Source organism: Thiomicrorhabdus indica (genome assembly GCF_004293625.1).
Classification (GTDB): Bacteria; Pseudomonadota; Gammaproteobacteria; order Thiomicrospirales; family Thiomicrospiraceae; genus Thiomicrorhabdus; species Thiomicrorhabdus indica.
Window position 1 is genome coordinate 1,234,927 of sequence record NZ_CP033040.1, and the last position, 21,461, is coordinate 1,256,387.

At 40.8% G+C, this 21,461-nt stretch carries 22 protein-coding genes; 10 read left to right on the forward strand and 12 right to left on the reverse strand.

Annotated features, from left to right (window positions below; translation table 11 throughout):
- Positions 1-146: 146 nt before the first annotated feature.
- The 4 genes from D9T12_RS05215 to D9T12_RS05230 form a co-directional block, all read right to left on the reverse strand.
- Positions 147-617 (reverse strand): hypothetical protein, encoded by a 471-nt coding sequence (locus D9T12_RS05215; protein WP_130537186.1) that lies wholly within the window; start codon positions 615-617, stop codon positions 147-149.
- Positions 618-697: 80 nt separating this feature from the next.
- Positions 698-1,189: a copper chaperone PCu(A)C gene (locus D9T12_RS05220; protein ID WP_130537187.1), complete on the reverse strand. Its 492-nt coding sequence runs from the start codon at positions 1,187-1,189 to the stop codon at positions 698-700.
- Positions 1,190-1,260: 71 nt separating this feature from the next.
- Positions 1,261-1,869 carry an SCO family protein gene (locus tag D9T12_RS05225; RefSeq protein ID WP_130537188.1) on the reverse strand — a complete coding sequence of 203 codons (609 nt, stop codon included), beginning with the start codon at positions 1,867-1,869 and terminating at the stop codon, positions 1,261-1,263.
- A 97-nt stretch (positions 1,870-1,966) separates the two neighbouring features.
- Positions 1,967-3,958, reverse strand: a complete 1,992-nt coding sequence (locus D9T12_RS05230) for a TonB-dependent receptor domain-containing protein (protein ID WP_130537189.1) — start codon at positions 3,956-3,958, stop codon at positions 1,967-1,969.
- Positions 3,959-4,219: 261 nt separating this feature from the next.
- On the opposite strand from D9T12_RS05230, the gene ilvA reads away from it, so the two are divergent.
- Entirely contained in the window at positions 4,220-5,761 is a 1,542-nt protein-coding gene (gene ilvA, locus D9T12_RS05235) for a threonine ammonia-lyase, biosynthetic (RefSeq protein WP_130537190.1), read from the forward strand.
- 119 nt (positions 5,762-5,880) lie between these two features.
- On the opposite strand, the gene gshB is transcribed toward ilvA, so the two are convergent.
- The 5 genes from gshB to purM form a co-directional block, all read right to left on the reverse strand.
- Positions 5,881-6,924, reverse strand: a complete 1,044-nt coding sequence (gene gshB, locus D9T12_RS05240; protein WP_130537191.1) for a glutathione synthase — start codon at positions 6,922-6,924, stop codon at positions 5,881-5,883.
- A 194-nt stretch (positions 6,925-7,118) separates the two neighbouring features.
- The gene (gene dcd / locus D9T12_RS05245; RefSeq protein ID WP_130537192.1) at positions 7,119-7,748 is read right to left on the reverse strand and encodes a dCTP deaminase; all 630 of its coding nucleotides are present in this window, start codon (positions 7,746-7,748) and stop codon (positions 7,119-7,121) included.
- A gap of 40 nt (positions 7,749-7,788) precedes the next feature.
- Positions 7,789-8,565, reverse strand: a complete 777-nt coding sequence (locus D9T12_RS05250) for a DUF3108 domain-containing protein (protein WP_130537193.1) — start codon at positions 8,563-8,565, stop codon at positions 7,789-7,791.
- A complete protein-coding gene (gene purN, locus D9T12_RS05255; RefSeq protein ID WP_206199138.1) occupies positions 8,558-9,208 on the reverse strand; it encodes a phosphoribosylglycinamide formyltransferase in 651 nt (216 codons plus the stop codon). Before purN ends, D9T12_RS05250 begins: the two co-directional genes overlap by 8 nt.
- Before the next feature lie 149 nt (positions 9,209-9,357).
- Entirely contained in the window at positions 9,358-10,407 is a 1,050-nt protein-coding gene (gene purM, locus D9T12_RS05260) for a phosphoribosylformylglycinamidine cyclo-ligase (RefSeq protein WP_130537194.1), read from the reverse strand.
- A gap of 135 nt (positions 10,408-10,542) precedes the next feature.
- Here purM and D9T12_RS05265 point away from each other — a divergent pair, with 135 nt between their 5' ends.
- From D9T12_RS05265 to D9T12_RS05300, 8 genes are all read left to right on the forward strand, one after another.
- Positions 10,543-12,108 (forward strand): DUF2066 domain-containing protein, encoded by a 1,566-nt coding sequence (locus tag D9T12_RS05265; protein WP_130537195.1) that lies wholly within the window; start codon positions 10,543-10,545, stop codon positions 12,106-12,108.
- Between the two features lie 58 nt (positions 12,109-12,166).
- Positions 12,167-12,898 (forward strand): DnaA regulatory inactivator Hda, encoded by a 732-nt coding sequence (hda, locus tag D9T12_RS05270; RefSeq protein ID WP_130537196.1) that lies wholly within the window; start codon positions 12,167-12,169, stop codon positions 12,896-12,898.
- Between the two features lie 28 nt (positions 12,899-12,926).
- The gene (locus tag D9T12_RS05275; protein ID WP_240693244.1) at positions 12,927-13,442 is read left to right on the forward strand and encodes a TlpA family protein disulfide reductase; all 516 of its coding nucleotides are present in this window, start codon (positions 12,927-12,929) and stop codon (positions 13,440-13,442) included.
- A 259-nt stretch (positions 13,443-13,701) separates the two neighbouring features.
- Complete coding sequence (locus D9T12_RS05280) at positions 13,702-14,286, forward strand: thioredoxin family protein (RefSeq protein WP_130537197.1); 585 nt, start codon at positions 13,702-13,704, stop codon at positions 14,284-14,286.
- A gap of 193 nt (positions 14,287-14,479) precedes the next feature.
- Complete coding sequence (locus D9T12_RS05285; RefSeq protein ID WP_165395038.1) at positions 14,480-15,919, forward strand: TolC family protein; 1,440 nt, start codon at positions 14,480-14,482, stop codon at positions 15,917-15,919.
- A 66-nt stretch (positions 15,920-15,985) separates the two neighbouring features.
- Positions 15,986-16,552 (forward strand): efflux RND transporter periplasmic adaptor subunit, encoded by a 567-nt coding sequence (locus tag D9T12_RS05290; protein WP_240693245.1) that lies wholly within the window; start codon positions 15,986-15,988, stop codon positions 16,550-16,552.
- Positions 16,553-16,652: 100 nt separating this feature from the next.
- Complete coding sequence (locus D9T12_RS05295; protein WP_130537199.1) at positions 16,653-16,919, forward strand: hypothetical protein; 267 nt, start codon at positions 16,653-16,655, stop codon at positions 16,917-16,919.
- A gap of 46 nt (positions 16,920-16,965) precedes the next feature.
- Positions 16,966-17,829: a PilZ domain-containing protein gene (locus D9T12_RS05300; RefSeq protein ID WP_130537200.1), complete on the forward strand. Its 864-nt coding sequence runs from the start codon at positions 16,966-16,968 to the stop codon at positions 17,827-17,829.
- A 161-nt stretch (positions 17,830-17,990) separates the two neighbouring features.
- Here the strand turns inward: D9T12_RS05300 and ylqF are convergent, their stop codons facing one another.
- Positions 17,991-18,935 (reverse strand): ribosome biogenesis GTPase YlqF, encoded by a 945-nt coding sequence (gene ylqF / locus D9T12_RS05305; RefSeq protein ID WP_130537201.1) that lies wholly within the window; start codon positions 18,933-18,935, stop codon positions 17,991-17,993.
- Positions 18,936-19,029: 94 nt separating this feature from the next.
- On the opposite strand from ylqF, the gene D9T12_RS05310 reads away from it, so the two are divergent.
- Positions 19,030-19,932 (forward strand): amidohydrolase family protein, encoded by a 903-nt coding sequence (locus D9T12_RS05310; protein WP_130537202.1) that lies wholly within the window; start codon positions 19,030-19,032, stop codon positions 19,930-19,932.
- Between the two features lie 144 nt (positions 19,933-20,076).
- Here D9T12_RS05310 and D9T12_RS05315 read toward each other — a convergent pair whose 3' ends face one another.
- Both D9T12_RS05315 and D9T12_RS05320 read right to left on the reverse strand, forming a co-directional pair.
- Complete coding sequence (locus D9T12_RS05315; protein ID WP_130537203.1) at positions 20,077-20,925, reverse strand: MYG1 family protein; 849 nt, start codon at positions 20,923-20,925, stop codon at positions 20,077-20,079.
- Positions 20,926-20,999: 74 nt separating this feature from the next.
- On the reverse strand, positions 21,000-21,239 hold the full coding sequence (locus D9T12_RS05320) for a hypothetical protein (protein ID WP_130537204.1): 240 nt from the start codon (positions 21,237-21,239) through the stop codon (positions 21,000-21,002).
- Positions 21,240-21,461 lie beyond the last annotated feature (222 nt).

Below are 21,461 nucleotides of genomic sequence, written 5' to 3' on the forward strand. Positions count from 1 at the left end.
GGGATTCTACTGAAAAACTCGTATTTTGTATAGTCGTACAATTGCTACTGGCCGGTATTTTGATCAGCCGGTTCCTCACTGTAGAGTATTGTTTTTCAATATAAAAATACCAGCGTGTAGCTGGTATTTTAGACGTTTTTATCACATTAATGATGCAGCACTGGCGGAGGCATAATATCTGGTTTTTCGGCTGCAAGAGAAGGGGGCATTTCGCCTTCCTTACGCTCATGGACAGCCATAACCATTCCAGACTGGGTCACAATGTAATTATCTTCATAAACATGGACGGTTTTAAATGTCATTGGACGAATTTGACGAGTTTGTGCTGCTTTAGGAGAGCCTTTCGCCATGTACATTCCGCATTTCGTCATGCCATTGACAACGTGTTTGTTATCGACATGCTCAAGGTCAAGATCTGCCAATAAGTTACGAAGTTGCAATTGCTTGATGATTTCTTGCTTTTCATCCGCCTCGGTTTTTTTGGCGTAATCAACGCACATTTGCAAAATGTCGTTTAACGTCAAATTACTTTTTAGAACTTCGTCCGCATTTGCAGAAGCGTTTGTCGATAAAAGCCCAGAAATCAAAACTGTAGCAAAAAGTGTTTTTATTTTCATTGTGTTAGCCCGCTCTTGTGAATTCAGTCACAGCATTATACTGAAATATCAGTAAATGCTGAAATGTTTAGGAACGATTGTCAGTGCATACCATGGCCGTGTTGCATGCCTTGATGATTCATCATCATTTTTTTGAAAGATTTTACGGGCATATCTACTGTTTTGCGACTGCCATCTTTGAATTCAAGTTCAACTGTCACAGTTTGTCCAACCTTGATAGGGTTGTGTGGCCCAATCAACATAATGTGCAAGCCACCCGGTTTTAATTCGGTGGTGCCATTTGCAGGGATTTCGATTTGTGGAATTTTACGCATACGCATGACACCATTGTCGTTGGTGTGTGTGTGAAGTTCTATCACTTTTGCAACATCAGAATGCGCCGCAACAATGTCAATTTGTTCATCCGAATTATTTTTCAAGGTCATAAAACTTGCTGAGGCTGGCGCACCTGGCGGTACTTCACGCGCAAAAGGGTTTTCGATATTAATGTGGTCAGCTTGAGCAGCCATAAGGTTCATACTTGCTAGAGTGCTGGTTGCTGCGAGAGAAAGTGCGATAAGTGTTTTTTTCATGAGTATTCCTGTTTAATTTCAGTAATTTTTAAGTTGATTGACAGGTCGTAATCTAAAGCTAATATAAAAGTCTAACCTTTATTTTGATAGCGCTTAATGACCTCAATAAAGTTTTCAGGCGATGTGGCATGGGGTAGTTGCTCTTGCAGTACGCCGTTTTGATCTACTACATAGGTAAAAGCACTATGATCCACTGCATAATTGGTGCCATTATTTGGATCATCTACTCTGGCATAGACTACTCCATAGCGTTGTGAAATCTCTGAAATGGTTTGCGGATTTCCTGTTAGTCCAATAATTCCTGCTTCAAAATAATCAGCGTATTGTTTCAATCGTTCAGGCGTGTCGCGTTCAGGGTCCACAGATACAAATAAAATCTGTAAATTATCCTTTTGTGATTGCGATAGACCTCGGTAAGCAACTGAGAGGTTACCAAGATTGGTCGGACAAATGTCTGGACAATAAGTGTAACCGAAATACACCAAAGTCAACTTTCCCTTGTAGTCACTTAAATTCACCGGCCCATCCACACTATTGAGTGTAAAGTTACCTCCGGTTGGCTTTTCATTACTAATTAAAGTTGCTTCAGATTGAGGTTGAGTTGAGGAATTCAACAGATAATAGCCTCCGACAGCGATACCAGTTAAAACGGTTGCAAGAAGAGTCTGTTTGAAATTCATAGTATTCCCTCTCTATGAGGTAGATAAATGTGGGGCATATAAAAAAACCAGCGAATTGGATTATAGACGCTGGTTAAACCGAGAGTTTTAAGAAAGATTAGAAATTTGCATTCACACGTGCCCAGATAATACGACCTGGTTCGTAGAGGTTATAAAGGTTACCGTTTTGACTATCTATACGGTTGAAGCTGTTTTGGTAAGCTTTATCAAACACGTTATCAACACCTGCAAGTATCGCAATGGTTTTATTGATTTGGTAGCTACCATACAGATCGACTGTGCTCCAACCAGCAGTTGGTTTTTCACCAATGTTAGTATTAACATCATCTTGTTTTTGAGCAAAGTTCATTCGAGCGCCAGCGGTTAAGTCAGTCGTTTGATATTGCGCAAATACTTTACCTGAAAATGGTGACATATTAGCAAGGTCAGTATTGGTATCTTCGTTACTTCCTTTGGTGATGGTGCTATCAAAACCGACGATGACTGATGGTGAAACCTGAGCGGATGCGGCCAACTCTAGACCATAGATTTTCGCATCAATATTTCCATAGCGCAGCCCACCTTGTTTGTAACTCAAGATATAGTTGTCAACTTTGTCATAAAACGCATTGGCAGACCAATTAAGGCTGTTAAAGCTTTGAGAGAGACCTAAATCAATCTGGTTGTGTTCTTCTGGGTTTAGATTTGGATTTCCAACCCAGTCAGTTCCCTTAACAATATACAGTTCGGTTGCATTTGGGTAGCGGAAGGTGCGAGACACACCCGCAAACATTTCAGTGTTTGCATTCAGTTGCTTTTCGTATCGCGCTAAAACATTCAAGTCATTTGAATCATTATCGGTATCGGTAACACCATAAACACTTTGATAGACGTTAGAGGCAATGTTGCCCATGTCAGTTGCTTTATTTACGCCGTCAGCTTGTGCATCAAACATGTCATAACGAAGACCTAGAATCACTTTTTGATTGTCTTTAAAGAAAGATGTGGATTCTGCAAATACGCTATTGGTTGTTGATTGCGTTTCTGGCCACATAAACCAAGCACTTTTACCCATCGCATTTTTCAAAGTTGAAATTTTTTCCAGTTTTTCAGTTTGAACACCGTAATCTAGTTGAGTGTGACCAATCATTGATGTTAACTTCAGTTTAGCGCCATCTGTTGTTACATTCGTTTGGTTAACCATTTTCATGTCACCGGCCGGACGTAATGTGTAGTTGTCCATAATGTGATCAACTTCAGATTGATAAACATCAATTTCAACGTAGTCAATAAAACCGGTAGCACCACGTAGGTCATTACCCTTGTATTGAAGTCTTAAAGTCGTACCGTCCGATTCAGGCGCGTCCATTCCTGCGCCTTGAAACAGGGCATCGTCAACCACAGTATTTTCATAAGAAAGTTTCACTTCATGGTGTTTGTTTGGTGTCCAACCTAAATCTATATGACCTTGGCGACTTTCATAGCTTGAGCGGACTTCGTTGCCATTGCCATCTTCATAATTGTCTGCCGACTTGGTATTGCCTTGAACCACGAGATAACCTTTTTCACCAACCGCTTCAACTTCAGCGGTGATGTCGTGCTTAACACTATTGGTTGAGGAGGCTGCAGAAACAGAACCTGAAACCATTTTGTTTGGATCGTAGGTTGGGGTTTCGCGAACAAATTCAACTGTTCCGCCCGTTCCGCCAGAGCCTTTTGTGACGGTCGCAACGCCTTTGGTCACAATAATCTCATCATAACTGTTTAATTCAGCATAGGCGGTTGGTGGGTCCATCCGGTTCGGGCAGCCACCTTCTATTTTGGCACCATCAAGGAGGATATTTAGCTGAGATTGGCCTTGTCCACGAATAAACAAGTCAACACCATGTCCACCCAGTCGTGAACCTTCCACACCACTAATATTGCGAAGAGCTGACCCCGTTTCTGAATTACCGTTGGCAACGAGTTCTGACGTTTCCGTGGTTGAAACTTGAGAAGCTGGCGCAGGTGCTTCAACATCAACAGTCGGCAGTTCAACAGCTTGTGCCATAGTCGGTGCTGTGACTAAAGCGGAAAGAATGGCAAGACTAAGTCTTTTACGAGTGAACATTGGTTATGATTCCTTGTATTTAATAAACTTATTGTGTTTTGTAACTGCGCATATTGTACGTAATAGAATGTGCAAGAAATTTGAGTAATCTCTAAGGTTTCCTACAAAAACAAGGGAAGTTTTTCGATAGGTTTGCATAATAGTGTCAATAGTGTGGAGCTATTAAAAAAAGTGTTAAATAAATTAAGATTTTCTCCTTGGGATATTCTCTTAGGCTCTGAGTGTTATACTAAGCGGCTTAATTTTAAGTGAGAAAACACTATGCCTGCTGAAATCTTAAAACGCGTTTTACGAGCCCCTGTTTATGATGTTGCAGTTGAAACACCATTAGAACGTGCCCCCCAGCTTTCAACGAGATTTCAAAACCATATTTGGCTAAAACGTGAAGATTTGCAACCGGTGTTCTCGTTCAAATTACGCGGCGCTTATAATCGTATGGCGCAACTTACGGATGACGAAAAACAGGCAGGAGTAATCGCTGCATCGGCCGGTAATCATGCACAGGGGGTTGCGCTTGCTGCACAGCAGATGGGGATTGCTGCCACGATTGTTATGCCTAAGACGACACCACCTATCAAATATCGTGCTGTGGAGCGAATGGGGGGTAAAGTCGTTTTGCATGGCGATGCATTTGATGAAGCGAAATTGCATGCAGAAATCTTGCGTAAAGAAAAAAATCTTACGTTTATTCACCCCTATGACGATTTGGATGTGATTGCCGGACAGGGCACAATAGCTTTGGAGATGCTTCGTCAGCATTCTAAACCGCTAGATGTGGTTTTTGTTTGTGTCGGAGGCGGTGGATTAATCTCTGGAATTGCTGCGGTGTTTAAACAGGTCTCGCCTAAAACACGTATTATCGGCATTGAACCTGAAGAAGCGGCTTGCTTGACGAAGGCTTTAGAAGCTGGAGAACGCGTGGTTTTAGAGCAAGTAGGGTTGTTTGCAGATGGTGTTGCGGTTGCTCAAGTAGGTGAAATTCCTTTTCGAATTGCACAAACGTGTGTGGATGAAATGTTGACGGTGTCAACCGATGAAATCTGTGCCGCGATTAAAGATGTTTTTGAAGATACGCGAGCTATTTCTGAACCGGCCGGTGCTTTAGCCGTAGCTGGAATGAAGAAATTTGTCGAAAAATACCAAGTTTCTGGCTTAAATATGGCGTGTATTGTTAGTGGGGCGAATATTAATTTTGATCGACTTCGTCACATTTCAGAAAGAACAGAGCTTGGTGAAAAGCGGGAAGCGATTTTTGCCGTGACGATTCCTGAGCGGCCGGGAAGTTTCAAACAATTCTGTGAGATTTTAGGTGGGCATCGGGCGATTACAGAGTTCAATTATCGATTTGCGAATCCAAAAAATGCAGTTGTGTTTGTTGGTGTGCGAACTGAAAGTGGGACTGCGGAGCGTCAAGCAATTCTAACGAGCTTGCAACAGCAAGGTTATGATGTTGTAGATATGACTGATAATGAAATGGCAAAGTTGCATTTACGCCATATGGTCGGAGGTCATGCGAATGTTTCTGATTGTGAGCCAGAAACATTTACCGAGCAGTTGTATCGTTTTGAATTTCCTGAACGACCGGGTGCATTACTGAAGTTTTTGTCTCATATGAGTGAGGAATGGAATATTAGTTTATTCCATTACCGAAATCATGGTGCCGCCTATGGCAGAGTTTTGGTGGGGGTTCAGGTTCCCGATAATCAGCAAAATGATTTTGAGCATTATTTGCAAACTTTGGGTTATCCGTATTTCAATGAGAGTGATAATCTAGGGTATCAGTTGTTTTTGCAGTCACGTTAAATTTATTACCGGCCGGTATCTTTTGAATTTTCACCGGCCGGTAAGGAATTTTATTTGTTCCGCCTTACATTTAAAGATTGTTGTTTTAATTCCCAGATTATTCGCTAGTTTGACTATTTTTAATAGTCATCACTTCTTAGATCGTTTAGGCGTTTCAGCAAAAATTCTAGCTCAGCGCGCTTTTCGTGTTTTTCATTGACTTTTTCTTCTATAAAATCAACCACATTTAAATGAAGTTTGACCTTGTCGAGTTTGTTGATATTGCTAATTCCGCCCGGGTTTAAGACATTCACTTCCAAGATTTTGTCACCAATCATATCGACGCCCACAAAATACAAACCATCAGCGGCCAAACGGGGACCAATTTTTCGACAGACTGCCATTTGTGAATCGGTCATTTTATATTTGTGTGCGGTGCCGCCAATTTGGATGTTGGCGCGAATATCACCTTCAGGTGGTTTACGGTTGTAAGCGCCCAGAAACTTCCCATTCAGCATGAGTACACGAACATCTCCTTGCTCAGCACCTTCGATGTATTCTTGAATGATGACATAGTTCTCGTTGCCAGTTCCGCTAATGTAGAAATCCAAAATAGAGCTAATATTCGACTGTGCATTTTTTTCGAGAACGATGACTCCATGGCCACCTGAGCCAACCAAAGGTTTGAGAATAACTTTATCGCCAGGCATCTCTTTAATGGCTTTTCGAATAAACTCTTTGTCTTTTGAAACGTGGGTAATCGGTAAGTAACTATTGCTTGGATCGTTGAAAGTCGAAGTGAATAGTTTGTTGTTCGCTTTTCGTATGCCATCAACATCATTCATAATCACGCATTCGTTTTTAATGGAATCCAAGAAGTTAAAAATCACTGGATCAATCGGCGGATCTTTTCGAATCATTAAGCTGTCGAGTGAGTGCAGAGGTGTTAGCACGGGTTTAAAAGTGACTTTTTTATGGAACTGAACAATGTTTTCAGGAATTTTTTCCATCTCTTCAATTCGCATTAAACCTCCATAAGCAACATTGTTGCGTACTGTCAGATTTTCTGGATAGAGAATTGAGACCTTATGGCCGCGTTTTAGGCATTCACGGATAACAAGAATCGTAGAATTTTTGGTAGGAGTTAGAGACTCCCATGGCGCAATCATAAAACCAATATGCATATCACAAACCTTTACACAGTGTTGCTAAGTGAGGGGAATCATCGCTTTCCAGCATCTTAAATTTGTTGCGAGATTAAAACGATAATTTGTTCGCAATTATCAGTAATTTTTAAAGGAGTGTAAACAAAAAAAGCTGTAATTCATGATGAAAAACAGCTTTGTGTAGTGACGAGTGAATTTAAGCGTGGAGCGGTTTAGTCAGGTAATAAATCTAGCTGTTCCTGATTTTCAGCTTCTTGTTTGCTATCTTGATTGATACGGCTGGCTGTTGGGCCTTGCTGATTGCGGTATTTCGCATCCAAACGTTTGTTGTAGGGTTTTTCCGAAGCGCTCGAAAGTGTTTCAAAATTAATGGCACAAATGTCCATTCCTGGGCGAAGGGCAAGTGGAAGCTTTCCGCTGTTAAAAATTTCCAACACAATTTGACCATGCCAGCCGGGGTCGATTCGATGTGCAGTCACGTGCACCATCAAACCCAAACGCGCTAGGCTAGAACGTCCATCTAGCCAACCTACTAAGTTGTCGGGAATCGTAACGGATTCGTAAGTTGCAGCAAGTGCCAATTCACCCGGATGCAAGAAAAATGCTTGGTCTTCCTCTATTGTGATTTCTTCACCCATCACCCGATCCATAATTTTTTGAACTTCATCTTTGGGGCCGCTTAAATCAATATAGGGTGCGGTGTGGTCAGCGAAAACTCGAAAACGGTTATCAAGTCGCAAGTCAACACTGATGCCTTTAATTTTGTCTGTGCTTGGCATAGGTTCAATGTTAATGTGTCCAGCCTTAAGATGTTGAATAATGTCGCGATCGCTTAGTTTCATAGTCGTTTCTGTCTCGTGGTAGATCTTGTGTATAGAGTATTTAATACTCTAAACGAGGCGCCTTAGCAAGTTCTAAGGTAATGGTTCGGTCTTTATCTTTATTATAAATTTTGATTTTGGCAGGAAACCAGTCGTACTCGGCTAAGCACCATAATTCAACATTTATCTTGTCGGTTTGTAGAACGAACTTCTCCGCTTTAAGAGTTGAGTTGGCAAAAGCTAAGCCAAGAGTTGTCGCTTGACCAAACTCAGTAAAATTAATTGGGAATTGACCTTTTTCTGTTTGAAGAATAAGTTTGTTGAATTTGTCTCTGGGTGCGTTGTTTAGGCGTAACCATTGAATTACATAAGCAATGCTCATTTGGTCAAATGCTGAATGATTGAGTGGGAAGCTTTGCTGTTTTTCAGTATAGATAATAGCTTGATCGGTTTTTTCTAAGGTTTTGACTCGCTCAGATACTTTGCTGCCTTTGTAACGTACATCTTTTCTTTGGTAGCTTTGCCAAAGCAATTGTGAATCCGTTTGTGTCAGTTCAGTCGTTTCGTAAAGCTCATCCTTAAAAAAATTTCGAATAAACCCACTGGGTTTTGCGTAGCTTTTTAAAGTACAGTTTTGTTCAACACATTTAAAGGTATGTGTGCCTTGTCCAATATTAAAACTGGCCACTTGAACCGTAAAGTGTGCTGTGAAATCGTTTAGCGTGAATGCATAGGTATTTGGACTGGCTAATTGAACGCCGATAAACAGAGTCGATGCCACAAAGTAATGCCTGAGTCTTTCAAAGCCAGAAAGCTTACAAGATAAAGACTTAAGCATTGGAATTATCACTCGTTAAAATAATTGGCGAATTCAGTTCTTTGGCATCGAAATAGACTTTTGACTGTTTGAAAAGCAGGCGGCCTTGTGCAAACCATTCGACAACCGTTGGATAAGCGGTGTGTTCAAGCGTGTGAATTCGTTGTTGCAATGATTCAGCCGTATCGTCATTTTGAATGTTCGTTTTAGATTGAACAATGACTGGGCCGCCATCAAGTTCTGGTGTTACAAAGTGAACACTCAATCCATGTTCCTTATCACCTGAATCCAGTGCTCGTTGATGTGTGTTTAGGCCTTGATATTTCGGCAAAAGTGATGGATGGATGTTCAGCATTCTTCCAAGAAAGTGCTCGGTAAATTCGGCGCTTAAAATTCGCATGAACCCAGCTAAAACAACAAGTTCTACTTCTGCCTTATCTAATGCAATTTTCATTTGTTCATCAAAAGCTTCCCGGCCGGTAAAGTTTGTATGGTCAATGACCTTGGTCGCAATGCCAGCTTTTTGAGCTCTTTTGAGGCCAAATGCTTCAGGGCGATTACTAATCACCAAAACAATTTCGTAAAGGTTTTTAGATTGTTGTTGGTGGTCAATAATGGCTTGCAGGTTAGAGCCATTTCCTGAAATGAGCACAGCGATTTTCATGGGGGATTTTTCAGCGTCAGACATAGTAAAAAAAGATGAGTGTTTAAAAATACCGAATGGGCTTACTGTTTTTCCTAAAAGAAAAACGCCTTGGTTAATCAACTGTTTAACCAAGGCGAAAGTCTTTAAAACCAAAGCAAGTTGAATGATTAACCTTGTGTTAATGTCACGCTTGGTTCTTTCGTATCACTGGCTTCGATCTGACCAATGATATAGGCTTTTTCACCGGCTGCCTCAAGAGCTGCCAGTGCCTTATCTTGTTCACTTTCATCCACTACGATAACCATACCAATACCGCAGTTTAATGTACGATGAAGTTCTTCGTACTCAACATTACCTGCATTTTGCAACCAATCGAAAACAGCAGGGCGTTTCCAGCTATTCGTATTTACGGTTGCTTTGGTGTTGTCGGGCATGACACGCGGTAGGTTTTCAAGAAGGCCGCCACCAGTAATGTGAGAAATTGCGTGGATGTCGACCACTTTCATTAGTTCAAGCAATTGCTTTACATAAATACGAGTTGGTGCCATCAGCGCATCAATCAATGGTTGACCATCAATATCTGTATTCAGGTCAGCGCCTTTCACATCAATAATTTTACGGATCAATGAGTAACCATTTGAATGAGGTCCGCTCGAAGCTAGACCAATCATAACGTCACCGGCTTTTACTTTCGTGCCATCAATCAAGTCAGATTTTTCGACAATCCCTACACAGAAACCGGCTAAATCGTAATCACCTTGAGGGTACATTCCCGGCATTTCAGCGGTTTCACCGCCAATTAGAGCGCAGCCGGCTTGCAAACAACCCTCACCAATACCTTTGACGACATCGGTTGCAACGTCAAGATCAAGCTTTCCAGTGGCATAGTAGTCAAGGAAGAATAGAGGCTCTGCGCCTTGAACAATTAGGTCGTTCACACACATTGCGACTAAGTCGATACCGACTTGATCGTGTTTGCCAGAATCAATTGCTAGACGCAATTTGGTTCCAACACCATCCGTTCCAGACACCAATAGTGGATTTTTATATTTGGTCATGTCCAATTCGAACAAAGCCCCGAAACCGCCGAGTGAAGCAGGAACTTCAGGTCGGGTGGTTGCTTTGGCAATCGGTTTAATTGCTTGAACGAGGGCATTTCCAGCATCAATATCTACGCCGGCGTCTTTATAGCTAATGGATTGTGTTGTGTCAGTCATAGTCGGTTAAATCTACTCTTGTCAATCGAAGGGCCATCTGAGCGCGATAACAGAACCCCTATGTTGGATTCGTAATTTACGCCCAGAAGACAAAAAAAATATTATGATATTGTAACGAAAATTTTAGGTTGAGATATGAGAAGTTTTCAAAGGTTAGTCGATTCTGTGAAATATTTTTTGAATGATAAAAGTACACCGGCCGGTAAAGAATTTGGTTTGTGCAATGTAAACCAAGTAGAGCATTGTGATGCTCCTGAACAAGATATGGGACAATTCAATCGAAATGCTGAGAAAGTGGAAAGTAGCGTGAATTCATCTCTTCACAGATTGCAGCCGATTATGATTTCGGCAATTTGTCTCTTTTCGTTCGGCTTTACTTCAACACTCGCTTCTGCTGAGCAAAGTCAGGTTGTTGAGAATGCAAGTCCAGCCTCGCAAAGTGGGGTTGATGAAAATCCGCAATTAAAGCAAGCGAATCCTGTACTCACTAAATTAGTACGTGATTATGATTTTACCCAATCATTGTATTCTTTGGTGCTATCACAAAAGCTTTCTCAATCTCTATCGAAAGATTCGCCTTTGAACTCTCAGATGATTTCTCAATCTAATCAGAATCTACTTTTGCGGTTAACTGGTCGACCATCGTATGAAATTACCGAAGAAGGCCGGCAATTTATCGCTCAGAATAAAAAATGGTTGAAGTCATTTGACTGGGTTCCAGTGATGCAAGAAGGGGTTAGCGTCGGAGAGCAGCTTCGATTAAATTATGATCCATCTGCGGTGAATGCTGCTTTTGAGATGAATAATATTAAAGTCTGGCCATCGGTTTTACGCCCTTCGATTTTGGTTATGGGCACTTACGTTCAAAATGGTAGTCTGATAAAACTCAACCAATCACAAGTCGAATCTCAGGCTGTGGCTCCACTGTTAGAAAAGTCGAAACAGATGGGGTTGAAATTGGCGATTCCAGAATCAATTGATGATTGGGTATTTCCTGTTGAGCCAGAGCAGAGTCTCAATAAAATCCAAGAATGGTTACTTGCCAGTGAAAAAGACTATTTGTTGAGTTATAAAATCTCTACACGAAACATCAACTCCAATTTGAACGCGCATCGAATGCCTTCTGAAAATCAGCAGTATGAGCTTAGTTGGCGAGTGTTTACGAGTAGTGGCAAAGAGATTATTAAAGGGCGCGCATTTAGTGATAACCAAGCTGTGCTGATTGAAAAAATGTTACCAATGGTGACGGCGCGTTTAGTTGATTTTACGGAAACTAAATTACAGAAAAAAGCACAACTGTATTTAAACCTGTTACAGGTCACTGATGCAGAAGTACTGATTCATGCGCGAGAATATTTAAACCAAGAGCTCCCGACCATTGAAAAGTTACAGTTATCGGAGCTAGAAGGGGAATTGGCACAATTTACTCTGAATTTAAAAGGTTCTTATCAAGATTTCCTTGGATGGATTATGCAAAACCCGAGTTTTAACGTTGTGAATGAATCGGAAATCTTGCGCCAAATTGATGTTGTCTATAGTATGCCGGTTGAAGTGGATGAATCGCAATTAGAAGCGTTGCTGGAATCGGGTATGTCAGAGCAAGCCAAAGATACGACAGAAAATACTCAAACGCAAAACTCACAAATAGCCCCCGTCGGTGAAACAATTATGCAAGATAACCGGCGTGAAGTGGTTCAATAGTTAGGCTTTAAGTTGGATTCAGACACCTAAAAATTAATGAATAGGAGTACAGCAATTTATGCTGGTACAGATGCCACTAAAAATTGGGCTTCGGGATGAAGCAAGTTTTGACACTTTTGTGGCAGAACAGGAATCGGTTGCCTTAGCGCTCAATGCGCTTCAATCCTCGGTTGAGAAACCGGTCGGTGAGGCATTTTATTTGTGTGGGCACAATGGTGTGGGAAAAACACACCTTCTTCAAGCGGCATGTCGTTTGGTGACGGAAAAAAATCGAAATAGTGTTTATCTGCCGCTTGCAGACAAAAGCCTGCCATTTATCCCAGACGTTTTGTCGGGGCTTGAGCAGGTATCACTGGTCTGTTTGGATGATATTGATCGAATTATTGGCAAGAAAGAGTGGGAAATTGCGCTGGCAAACCTTATCACCAAGTGCAGCGTGCAAGGTAATACTTTATTAATCGCCGGAACGCTAAAATTATCAGATTGGAAGTTGGCTTATTCAGAATTGGCAAAGTCATTAATTTCGGTAGTACCTCTCGTTATCGAGCCGGTCAGTGAAAAAGACGAGCTGATTAATGCATTGCAACGTCACGCCAAATGTATGGGGTTTGAGTTGCCGGAAAAAGTTGGGGAGTTATTACTGAAACACTGCTCAAATGATTTATCTGAATTGATGAAGGTTTTAAAAATGCTTGAAGAAGCGAGTTTAGTCCAGAAACGTCGGTTAACATTACAGTTTGTAAAAGCCATTCTGGGTGTAGAACCGGCCGGTAAATTAAATCAGAAGTAAGCGAAACTCTCTAGAACACGGGAAAATTATGAAATCTTTGAATATAACCAAATCCATTTTCATGACATTGATTGCATTTTGGATGACATTTGCTATCACATTGAGTGTAGCGCAGGCGAATGAGTTCGCTGATGTCAAATTCGTTGATATGGACGGTAATGAGTCTACTTTGGCGGATTATAAAGGCAAATGGGTGATTGTGAATCTTTGGGCAACCTGGTGTCCACCCTGTTTGGTGGAAATTCCAGATTTGATTATGTTTCACGAAAAGCACAGCAAGGTTGATGCGATTGTTTTAGGTGTGAACTACGAAGATATTGAACCTGAAAAGGTAAAAACATTCGCTGAGTCACAAATGATCAACTATCCCGTGGTACGTTTCGAAGGTAAACCGGACGGGCGCACCACGCCTTTCGGCCCACTAAAAGGTCTCCCTACAACTTATATGGTGACTCCCGAAGGTAAAGTGGTCGCAGCTAGAACAGGTTTGATTGATGACAAGATGTTGGAAGAGTTTATTCGCAATTATAATTCAATCAATTAAAGCCTGTTAAAAGTGTATATTTGACTTATGTTGAATAGAACTTTGGTATGAATTAACAACATGTCTTAATGTGTTCATCTCATTCTATTTCGCAAAAAGCCCAGCCAATTAGGTTGGGCTTTTTGCGTTTCGGGCTACATGGAATTAATTATTTTTTTCAACTATAAGAAATATCAATCAACAAGTTTCCAAAACGTTTATGAGTTTCGCTAAATTAGCAGAGACGTTTGTATTCAGAGTAGAAAGGAGTCTGAAGTTTATGCAAGTAGTGCAATCAGTATCACATTTCTTACCGGCCGGTAAGAATTTCAAATGGTCTTTAAAAGCCTTGGCTTTAGTTATTATCACGGGCTTTTTACTTATGATCAACTCGGCCAAAGCGGCAGATCCTTTCTTCGATGAGAGTTTTGGAAATTATCAAGAAGACCTAGAAACGGCAAAAGACGATGGTAAAAAAGGCATTTTTGTATTTTTTCATATGGAAGAATGTCCTTTTTGTCACAGAATGCGTACAACCATTATGCAAGAGCCGGACGTTATTCAGTTTTATCGTGAAAATTTTCTAACGTACATGCATGACATCGAGGGCAGTAATGAAGTCGTAACCTTTGATGGAAAATCCATGACTGCGCAAGATATGGCGGAAAAGGTATTTCGTGTACGCGCAACACCCGTGATGATTATTTTTGATACCGAAGGTAAGCCTGTTGTGCGTTACACGGGGCCGACTCGAACCAAGCAAGAATTCATGTGGATTGGTGAGTATGTCATGGATGGCAGTTACCAAATACAATCGTTTACTGCCTACAAGCGAGCTAAAAAGCGCGCGCTAAGAGAACAGTAAACAAATAAGAGTCGTATGAGGGTTTGTTGAAAACCTGTAGTGAGACTGTGAAAAATCGATGAATTCGCTCGAGAAAAAGGAGCTTATGTTGAGTCATAATTTTGAAAATACTGTCTTAAAATCTTTCGTAAAAACGGGGAAGGGTGGCAAAAACAATGTGAGAACTGAACCTCAGTTTTTTCGAAAAAATACGATGAAAAAAACTTTATTGTCGGTTTTACCTTTCGTGATGTTACCGATGACGCCTACTTTGAGTTTCGCCTCGGATGTAGGCGTTGTTCAAAGTGAAGATGTCAAACAACAAAGTGCTACAGTTAATCCTGAGTCAGTTTCGCAAAACAATCTAGACTCTCAAACCGTTATAGAGCAGGGAGCGGACAAGAGTATTCGTCTTTATCCAAAAAGTCCGACCAGCGACTTCCCTAACCCTGTCAGTTTGGACTATCTTTTAAATGAACTTCCTGTGCAGTCTCCTGCGGTATTTTTGCAAAATGCAAAATTGGCTCAAAAACAAGCGACAGGATTGGGCATAGAATCGATTCAATCATGGAAATTAGATTTAGAAGGACGATTAAGTCGAAGGGAATATTCTGAAGAAGCACAGGATTTTCATAGAGGCGCATTACACATTGGAAAGCAGCTCTATGATTTCGGCGTGTCTGATGGATTAACAGAAGCTCAGCAACAAGAAATACAATCTGAAGCCAGTTTTCAAAATTTTGTTTTGCAAACGCATAAGCTAAATGTGATGCAGGCGTTTTTCAATGTTATTTTGGCCGATTTTCAATACCGCATTGATAATGAGCAGATGGCGATTGAGTATATCGCCTATGATAAATCCAAAGACCGTCATGATGTCGGTCAAATTTCAGATGTGGCGATGATTGAAGCGGAAAGTAATTACCAGCAAGCATTGCTAAAACGCTCGCAAGCAGAACAGCGGCAATTAAGTTCGCGAGTGAGTTTAGCGAATTCCATCGGCTTTGCCAAAGTGCGTCCAGATGAAATGAAAATGCCAAGTTTAAAAGCCTTTTCAAAGCGTGATTCAAAAGCGCTAAATCTGGATGACCTTTACCAACAGCTTGAAGAAAACAATCCGCAACTTAAGCGTTTAAAAGGTCTTTGGCAAGCGCAACAACAACGGGTAGAGGCGTTACGCCATTTAAACTATCCGACCATACGAGCTGATGCATGGGCCGGTAAATTATCGAGTCATCCAGAGCTTAGAGAAGGTAATTGGCGTGCAGACTTAAGTATTCATGTTCCGTTGTACGATGGTCAACAGAACAAATCTGAATTGATGAGTGCCCAGGCAAAAGCTATTAAATTGTCGGCAGAATATGAGCAACAAGCACAATTGCTCCGCCAACAAATCGCAGATATTTATTTTCAGTTAAAGCTACTTAAAGCAGAACAAGAGGCGAATCTGGTATTTGGTGACTATGCGGATCTGTATTTAGATTTTAGTCGAGCAGTTTATGAAAATGAACGCGCAACCGATTTAGGTACTTCAATGGTGCGCCTATCTGAAGCAAATTACCGAGTGGTTGAATGGCGTTTTAAACAAGCACTATTATGGTCGAAGTTGGATGTGCTATTGGGAAAAACGGTTAACTTAAGTAAAGATGAGTAGTGTTAAAGCGTTTTAAAATGGACTTTTCTCAGACAGAAAAGCTAAAAAATTTGAGAGGAAAAAATAGTGTTAACGATTCAATCAATCAAAGATTCAAACTTCAATCAATTTAAAAAAACGTCTGTGGCAAGCTCTTTAACAAAGGCGGTACAGATAACGGCTCTGAGTTTGATCGGTTCAGCGGCTTTTGCGCAAAACATTATGATTGGTGCACTGGTTTCCGGTCAGGTAAGCGAAGTGCATGTGGAAGAAGGACAATCAGTTAAGGCCGGGCAAAAACTTGTTAATTTGGATGCTCAACGCTATCAAGCCAAGTTAGCAATGCTTCAATCACAGGTGAAATTGCAAGAAGCGCGCTTTGCTGATGCGCAGATTGATTTAGATACGGAACTGGATTTATTTGATCGAACTGTCACGTCTCGCCGTACGCTGGATGCGGCTAAACTAGCATTTAAGGTGGTTGAAGCGGAACTAGAAACTGCAAAAGCAGCCTTGAATGCGCATAGAGCATGGCAAAAATACGTTTATATCAAAGCGCCGGTAAATGGTAAGGTTGTCAAAATTCACGCTCCCAAAGGTGCGACCGTATTTGAAGAGAATCAGCCGATTTTGGAAATGGAAGTTTCAAAATAGACTGACTGATGTCAAATGTGTGATTTGCGACTATGCTTCTGGCATTCGGGCTATTGAGTGCTAGAATACCTACATTAAGTTTCTGATTAGGAAAAGAACGATGTCAGTGTTGAACAATCGCATTAAATTTGGTTTGAAGTATTGGAAATTAGCCGTTCACCTTATTTTTAAAACCAAACACTTTGGTGTAAATAATCTTTGGTGGTCAAAACAACCCTCTTCAATCGGTTGGCACTGGTATCAAATTATTTGGGGTGTGCTGACAGTTATGCCAATCTGGCGTAATTATCAATCATTAAAAGTGCGCAGTTGTTTAGGGTGGATTCCTGAAGCTGATTGCATCGCACTTGGTTTTAAAAAGCTGTAACAAGGCTTTAGTGGCTTTCAATTACCAAAAGTGAATACCGCATTTGATGAGTTTTAAAACAGAAGAACAACGCCAGTCAGTCCGTTTTGGTCGACAGTTTATGGTCACAGACCACGAAGATGAAGGATTTCAAGAACCGTTTGTTGGCTTTGATGTGAACCTAACAGGTTTAAGTTTTTGGGTCGATAATGCCGATTGGTTTTTGCCTAGCCAGTTGTTGAGTCTGCGAGTCAAAAATCTCGACAATGAAGAAGAGTATTGCTTGGATGGTGTTGAATTAATTCATATTCAAACCCACGATCAAAAAATTCTTTGTGGATGTCATATCACTCAAGTGACGAGTTCGCAGTTGCTTGCACATCACCGAATGGTGGTGACGGATGAGCGATCTGCACAACAGATGAATGGCACTACTGAGCTTGAAGATTTTGATTTTGATGAAGAGGGCGCCCCTAGTTCCGAAAATCTAAGTGATTTTCAAGAATTAGTCATGGCGTCTTTATTGCAATATGAACAGCTAAAAAAAGATTCTATTGCTTGTAAGCGAAGGGTTTCCGAACTTCAAGCATTCGTTGCTAGCTACGGAGAAAATGAATTAAAACCTGAAGCCTTGTTGAATGAACTGAATAAAATGGATTTTGAGCAAGATAAGGTCTTCCGTCAGCACCTAGCTTGGAGTCTGTTTGCAAAATTGTTAGCGTTTACACCTTCAGATAAAGCAGACCGACAGAACTGGCAAACGATGATTTCCGACTTCGAAGCACTCTATTTAACTGATCAGCAGCAAGTCGCATTTGATTTTATTCACCAAGGTATCAGTGCCAGAAAATCACTGGCAATGGCACGAGATTATGTTCTAGCACAAGAAAGTCCACAATTAGAGCTTGATGAGTTGAGTGAATCTTCATAATAGGTTCTAGATGTAAATCAAATCATTGTGCAAATTGGTAATCTGCAAGCTCTTCTCAAGAGCAGCTTTAAAAACATCGATCGTCACGCTTTTCTTTTTTTGCCCTATAAATATTTTGGTAAGGCCTGCTTGATACCCGTCGTTTGGCTCCAGTTTTGCACTTAGCGTTTATTCTTCTTGTGACGCGCACGACGTTGTTTTTTACGATCCTCTCTTTCCTGTTTTTTCGCGGCCTTTTTCGCTCGAATTTCTTCGACGAGTTGCCATTCAGATTGCATCATTTCAGGGGTTTCCAGTGTTAAATCACCAAGCTTCTGATCGCGATATTCCATAATAAATAGTCTCGAAACTTTCTCCAAATCGACCATTCCGCCTGAACGTAGACAACCGCGTTTTCGACCGATTTCGTCGAGCAATTCAATATCACTGTGTGGCAATTCATGTAAACCAAAGCGTGTTTTTAAACTTTCTGGGTAGGCTTGCAATAAATATTCTGCTGCGTAAGAGGCGATGTCTGGCAGCTCAAATGCGGTTTCTTTAATGCCTCCGGTAATTGCTAAACGATAGCCACTGTTAGGGTTTTCAATATTTGGCCAAAGCATTCCGGGAGTGTCGATCAGAACAATATTGTCGTCAAGTTTAATTCGTTGTTGACGTTTTGTGACTGCTGGTTCATTTCCTGTTTTGGCTATGGTTCGACCGCTGATATTGTTAATCAATGTCGATTTCCCAACATTGGGAATGCCAATAATTAAAGCTTGTATAGTTTTGATGGTATCGGCTTTCTCAGGCACCATTTTTTTAATCAGAGACACCATTTGTTCACGTTTATCGCCTGTCTGAGAGTTGAAAGCAAGCGTTTGAATGCTACCATCTGTTTCAAAATAACTTTGCCAGATCTCCGTTTTTAATGGGTCTGCCAAATCACTTTTGTTAAGGATTTTAATGGTTGGTTTATCCTGACGAATTTCTTCAATCATGGGGTTCTGGCTACTAAAAGGAATTCGAGCATCGAGAACTTCAATGAACACATCTACTTGGTTGAAAATTTCTTTGACCTCTTTTTGGGCTTTGTGCATGTGTCCTGGGAACCATTGAATATTCATAAATTGCTCTCATTTGAATCGATTGTTATCTTGTGAAAAGTTTTATGGCAATTATACTGGTTTTGATTGGATAGATATTGGATGCGGAGGCGTTATGCAAAAAATACCGGCCGGTTGGAAAACAACCTTGTCAAAAACTATGCAAATCAAGCAAGCAAATATTTTGGTTGCGTCAGCATTTTTTAGTGCTGGAGTTTTTTATCAAGCAAATGCTTTGGCTCAAAATCCAAATGCATCGCATCCCATGATTTGGGATGCGCATTCGCATTATGCAAAAGCTGATACTGAAGCAGTTTCTCATGATGAAGTGATCCAAATCTTGGATAGAAATAATGTGCAGAAGATTCTTATTACCAGTACACCGAATTCGGGCACTTTAAAACTGGCTAAATTTGCGCCAAACCGAATTATTCCGTTTTTAAGCGTCTATCGAACCAAAGCGGACAAACGAGACTGGATGCATCGAATTGAAGTGCTTGATGAAGCGAAAAAAGCGATTGCTACCGGCCGGTATGTGGGTATCGGTGAACTGCATATTTTTGCAAAAGATAAAAAAAGTCCGGTGTTAAAAGGCTTAGTTGAGTTGGCCAAAGAGCATCAAATGCCAATGTTGATTCATGGTGATGCGGAAATTATTGATGAGATTTTTAGTATTGATCCGAAGGCTAGGATTCTTTGGGCGCATTTAGGGACGCAGCCGAAGATTTCGCTTTTAAAAACGATGCTGGATAAATATCCGGATAATCTCTGGATTGATACCTCTGTTCGAGATAAACAACTACTTGCTACCGGCCGGTTAGATTCGCAGTGGCGTGAGTTTTTCATGGATTATGAGACACGATTTTTAGTGGCGATTGACACCTTTAGCGTGAATCGCTGGAAAACTTATGATTCAGTGGTAAAAGACATTCATCATTGGTTAGGAGATCTACCAGCCGGTGTTGCTCAAAAGTTAGCGCATGAAAATGCGAAGACGTTTTTTGCATTGGAGAAATAAGAGTTAAGTAAAAACTACTTTTTGCGAATAGTGAAATAAAAAGACGCTACAAGATCTTCCATGATCGCTCGATCTCGGTTCATCCATGAACCTCGACGCATTTTATTTTACTATTCAAAAACGTTTTAAGCTCAGTCGATGAAGTTAAACGCTTTTAGCCAAAAACAAAGCACTTTCTTTGCTTAGTGTGACCGCCATAAAACCAGATTTATGGCAAAAAACAGTATCTTCCGAACCACTGACTTTACTTAGTTCTCCTTCGCGTAAGCCACGAAAACGTTCGGGTAAATGATTTTCTTTGCCGTTACAGTAAACTCCAAATTGTTCTTCATTTCTTGGATAAACAACACGTTGAATTTCTGGACGGTTTTGAATGAAATCTTTGAATGGTGCTTTGGAATCTAATACCCAGATGCCATTCTCAAGTGTATCGAGTTTCGCTTCTAATTCAGTGACAACTTGTGCTTGATTGATTGCGGCTTGAATAAAATTTTTCAAAACATCGCTGGCAAAATTGACCGCTTTATCAAAGGCCGCTTGCTGTTTTTCAGGTTCGCCAGAAGATTCATTCATCATGGCCACTAGTAGAGAAACGGAAGGACGAGGATCATCACTGTAAACGCCATTATCCACGGCATCTAAATCTTCAATGAGTTTAGCATCGAGCCATTCAACCGCGAATTGAATTTCATTGTCAGCTTCCAACCCCATTTGTTTGAAAATCGATTCGGCGTAATGACGCCAAATAATTCCGGCTGTTGCGAAGGGAATTCCGTTGGCACGTTGTTCGGTAAAACTGTTTTGATGGTGGTCGTAGCGTTTTTTCTCATGATTGTAATCGCCTCCAACATCCAAGACAATTTCAGCTTGTTCAATATCATCTGCCTCGCGAGTTCGCAAAACTTCCTGATCCTTAAATTCAGGTAAAAATTTCAACATGGCGAGTGCAAATACTTCATCGGCATGAAAACGTCCAGAATGGGTAACAATCATAAAACCTCCAAATGTGACCGGCCGGTAGAAACTGTCATTTTAAGAAACAATTTGCGTTGGCTATTATATTGACTCTAACGGCTAAAAACTCGCTTGAGAAAACGAAACAGTAAAAAAGCACCTACGGCTAACCAAGGGTAAATAAAAAATTGAAGCAGATTGTAAAGCGAAGTGAACTGAGGTTCCAGTTGTTCCAGATTTTCAACCGTCAAAACCCCGTTTTCAGCGGTTGACAAGGCAAACAGTGCGGCAATTAACATGATTGCACCGAGGAGAGCGCCTCCAAATAAAAAAATTCGAGTAAAAATATCCATAAATTGTAAGCCTATCTAAAATTTTTGCGTGCCAGAGCCTAATGTTTAATCAGTTGTAATCTATCACAATCAAATGTCTACAGACGTGTTAAAAAGCAAATGGTGGAATAAGCGATAAAGCTGTTATGAGTGTTTGGTTGCTGATTTTAATGTGTTTGGGACAGAATGTTGACTCAATTCTTAGGGAAAGTGCCAACTTTTTGTACTAAAATATTAGATAAT

Coding starts and splice junctions, on each gene's coding strand:
- gshB (WP_130537191.1), bottom strand. CDS start 6,924: ATGCATATTGGTTTTATGATTGCGCCATGGGAGTCTCTAACTCCTACC.
- D9T12_RS05285 (WP_165395038.1), top strand. CDS start 14,480: ATGAAAAAAACTTTATTGTCGGTTTTACCTTTCGTGATGTTACCGATG.
- D9T12_RS05280 (WP_130537197.1), top strand. CDS start 13,702: ATGCAAGTAGTGCAATCAGTATCACATTTCTTACCGGCCGGTAAGAAT.
- D9T12_RS05320 (WP_130537204.1), bottom strand. CDS start 21,239: ATGGATATTTTTACTCGAATTTTTTTATTTGGAGGCGCTCTCCTCGGT.
- D9T12_RS05225 (WP_130537188.1), bottom strand. CDS start 1,869: ATGAATTTCAAACAGACTCTTCTTGCAACCGTTTTAACTGGTATCGCT.
- D9T12_RS05215 (WP_130537186.1), bottom strand. CDS start 617: ATGAAAATAAAAACACTTTTTGCTACAGTTTTGATTTCTGGGCTTTTA.
- hda (WP_130537196.1), top strand. CDS start 12,167: ATGCTGGTACAGATGCCACTAAAAATTGGGCTTCGGGATGAAGCAAGT.
- D9T12_RS05315 (WP_130537203.1), bottom strand. CDS start 20,925: ATGATTGTTACCCATTCTGGACGTTTTCATGCCGATGAAGTATTTGCA.
- D9T12_RS05300 (WP_130537200.1), top strand. CDS start 16,966: ATGAGTTTTAAAACAGAAGAACAACGCCAGTCAGTCCGTTTTGGTCGA.
- D9T12_RS05275 (WP_240693244.1), top strand. CDS start 12,927: ATGAAATCTTTGAATATAACCAAATCCATTTTCATGACATTGATTGCA.
- ilvA (WP_130537190.1), top strand. CDS start 4,220: ATGCCTGCTGAAATCTTAAAACGCGTTTTACGAGCCCCTGTTTATGAT.
- purM (WP_130537194.1), bottom strand. CDS start 10,407: ATGACTGACACAACACAATCCATTAGCTATAAAGACGCCGGCGTAGAT.
- D9T12_RS05230 (WP_130537189.1), bottom strand. CDS start 3,958: ATGTTCACTCGTAAAAGACTTAGTCTTGCCATTCTTTCCGCTTTAGTC.
- D9T12_RS05220 (WP_130537187.1), bottom strand. CDS start 1,189: ATGAAAAAAACACTTATCGCACTTTCTCTCGCAGCAACCAGCACTCTA.
- purN (WP_206199138.1), bottom strand. CDS start 9,208: ATGAAAATCGCTGTGCTCATTTCAGGAAATGGCTCTAACCTGCAAGCC.
- ylqF (WP_130537201.1), bottom strand. CDS start 18,935: ATGAATATTCAATGGTTCCCAGGACACATGCACAAAGCCCAAAAAGAG.
- D9T12_RS05295 (WP_130537199.1), top strand. CDS start 16,653: ATGTCAGTGTTGAACAATCGCATTAAATTTGGTTTGAAGTATTGGAAA.
- dcd (WP_130537192.1), bottom strand. CDS start 7,748: ATGAAACTAAGCGATCGCGACATTATTCAACATCTTAAGGCTGGACAC.
- D9T12_RS05265 (WP_130537195.1), top strand. CDS start 10,543: ATGAGAAGTTTTCAAAGGTTAGTCGATTCTGTGAAATATTTTTTGAAT.
- D9T12_RS05310 (WP_130537202.1), top strand. CDS start 19,030: ATGCAAAAAATACCGGCCGGTTGGAAAACAACCTTGTCAAAAACTATG.
- D9T12_RS05250 (WP_130537193.1), bottom strand. CDS start 8,565: ATGCTTAAGTCTTTATCTTGTAAGCTTTCTGGCTTTGAAAGACTCAGG.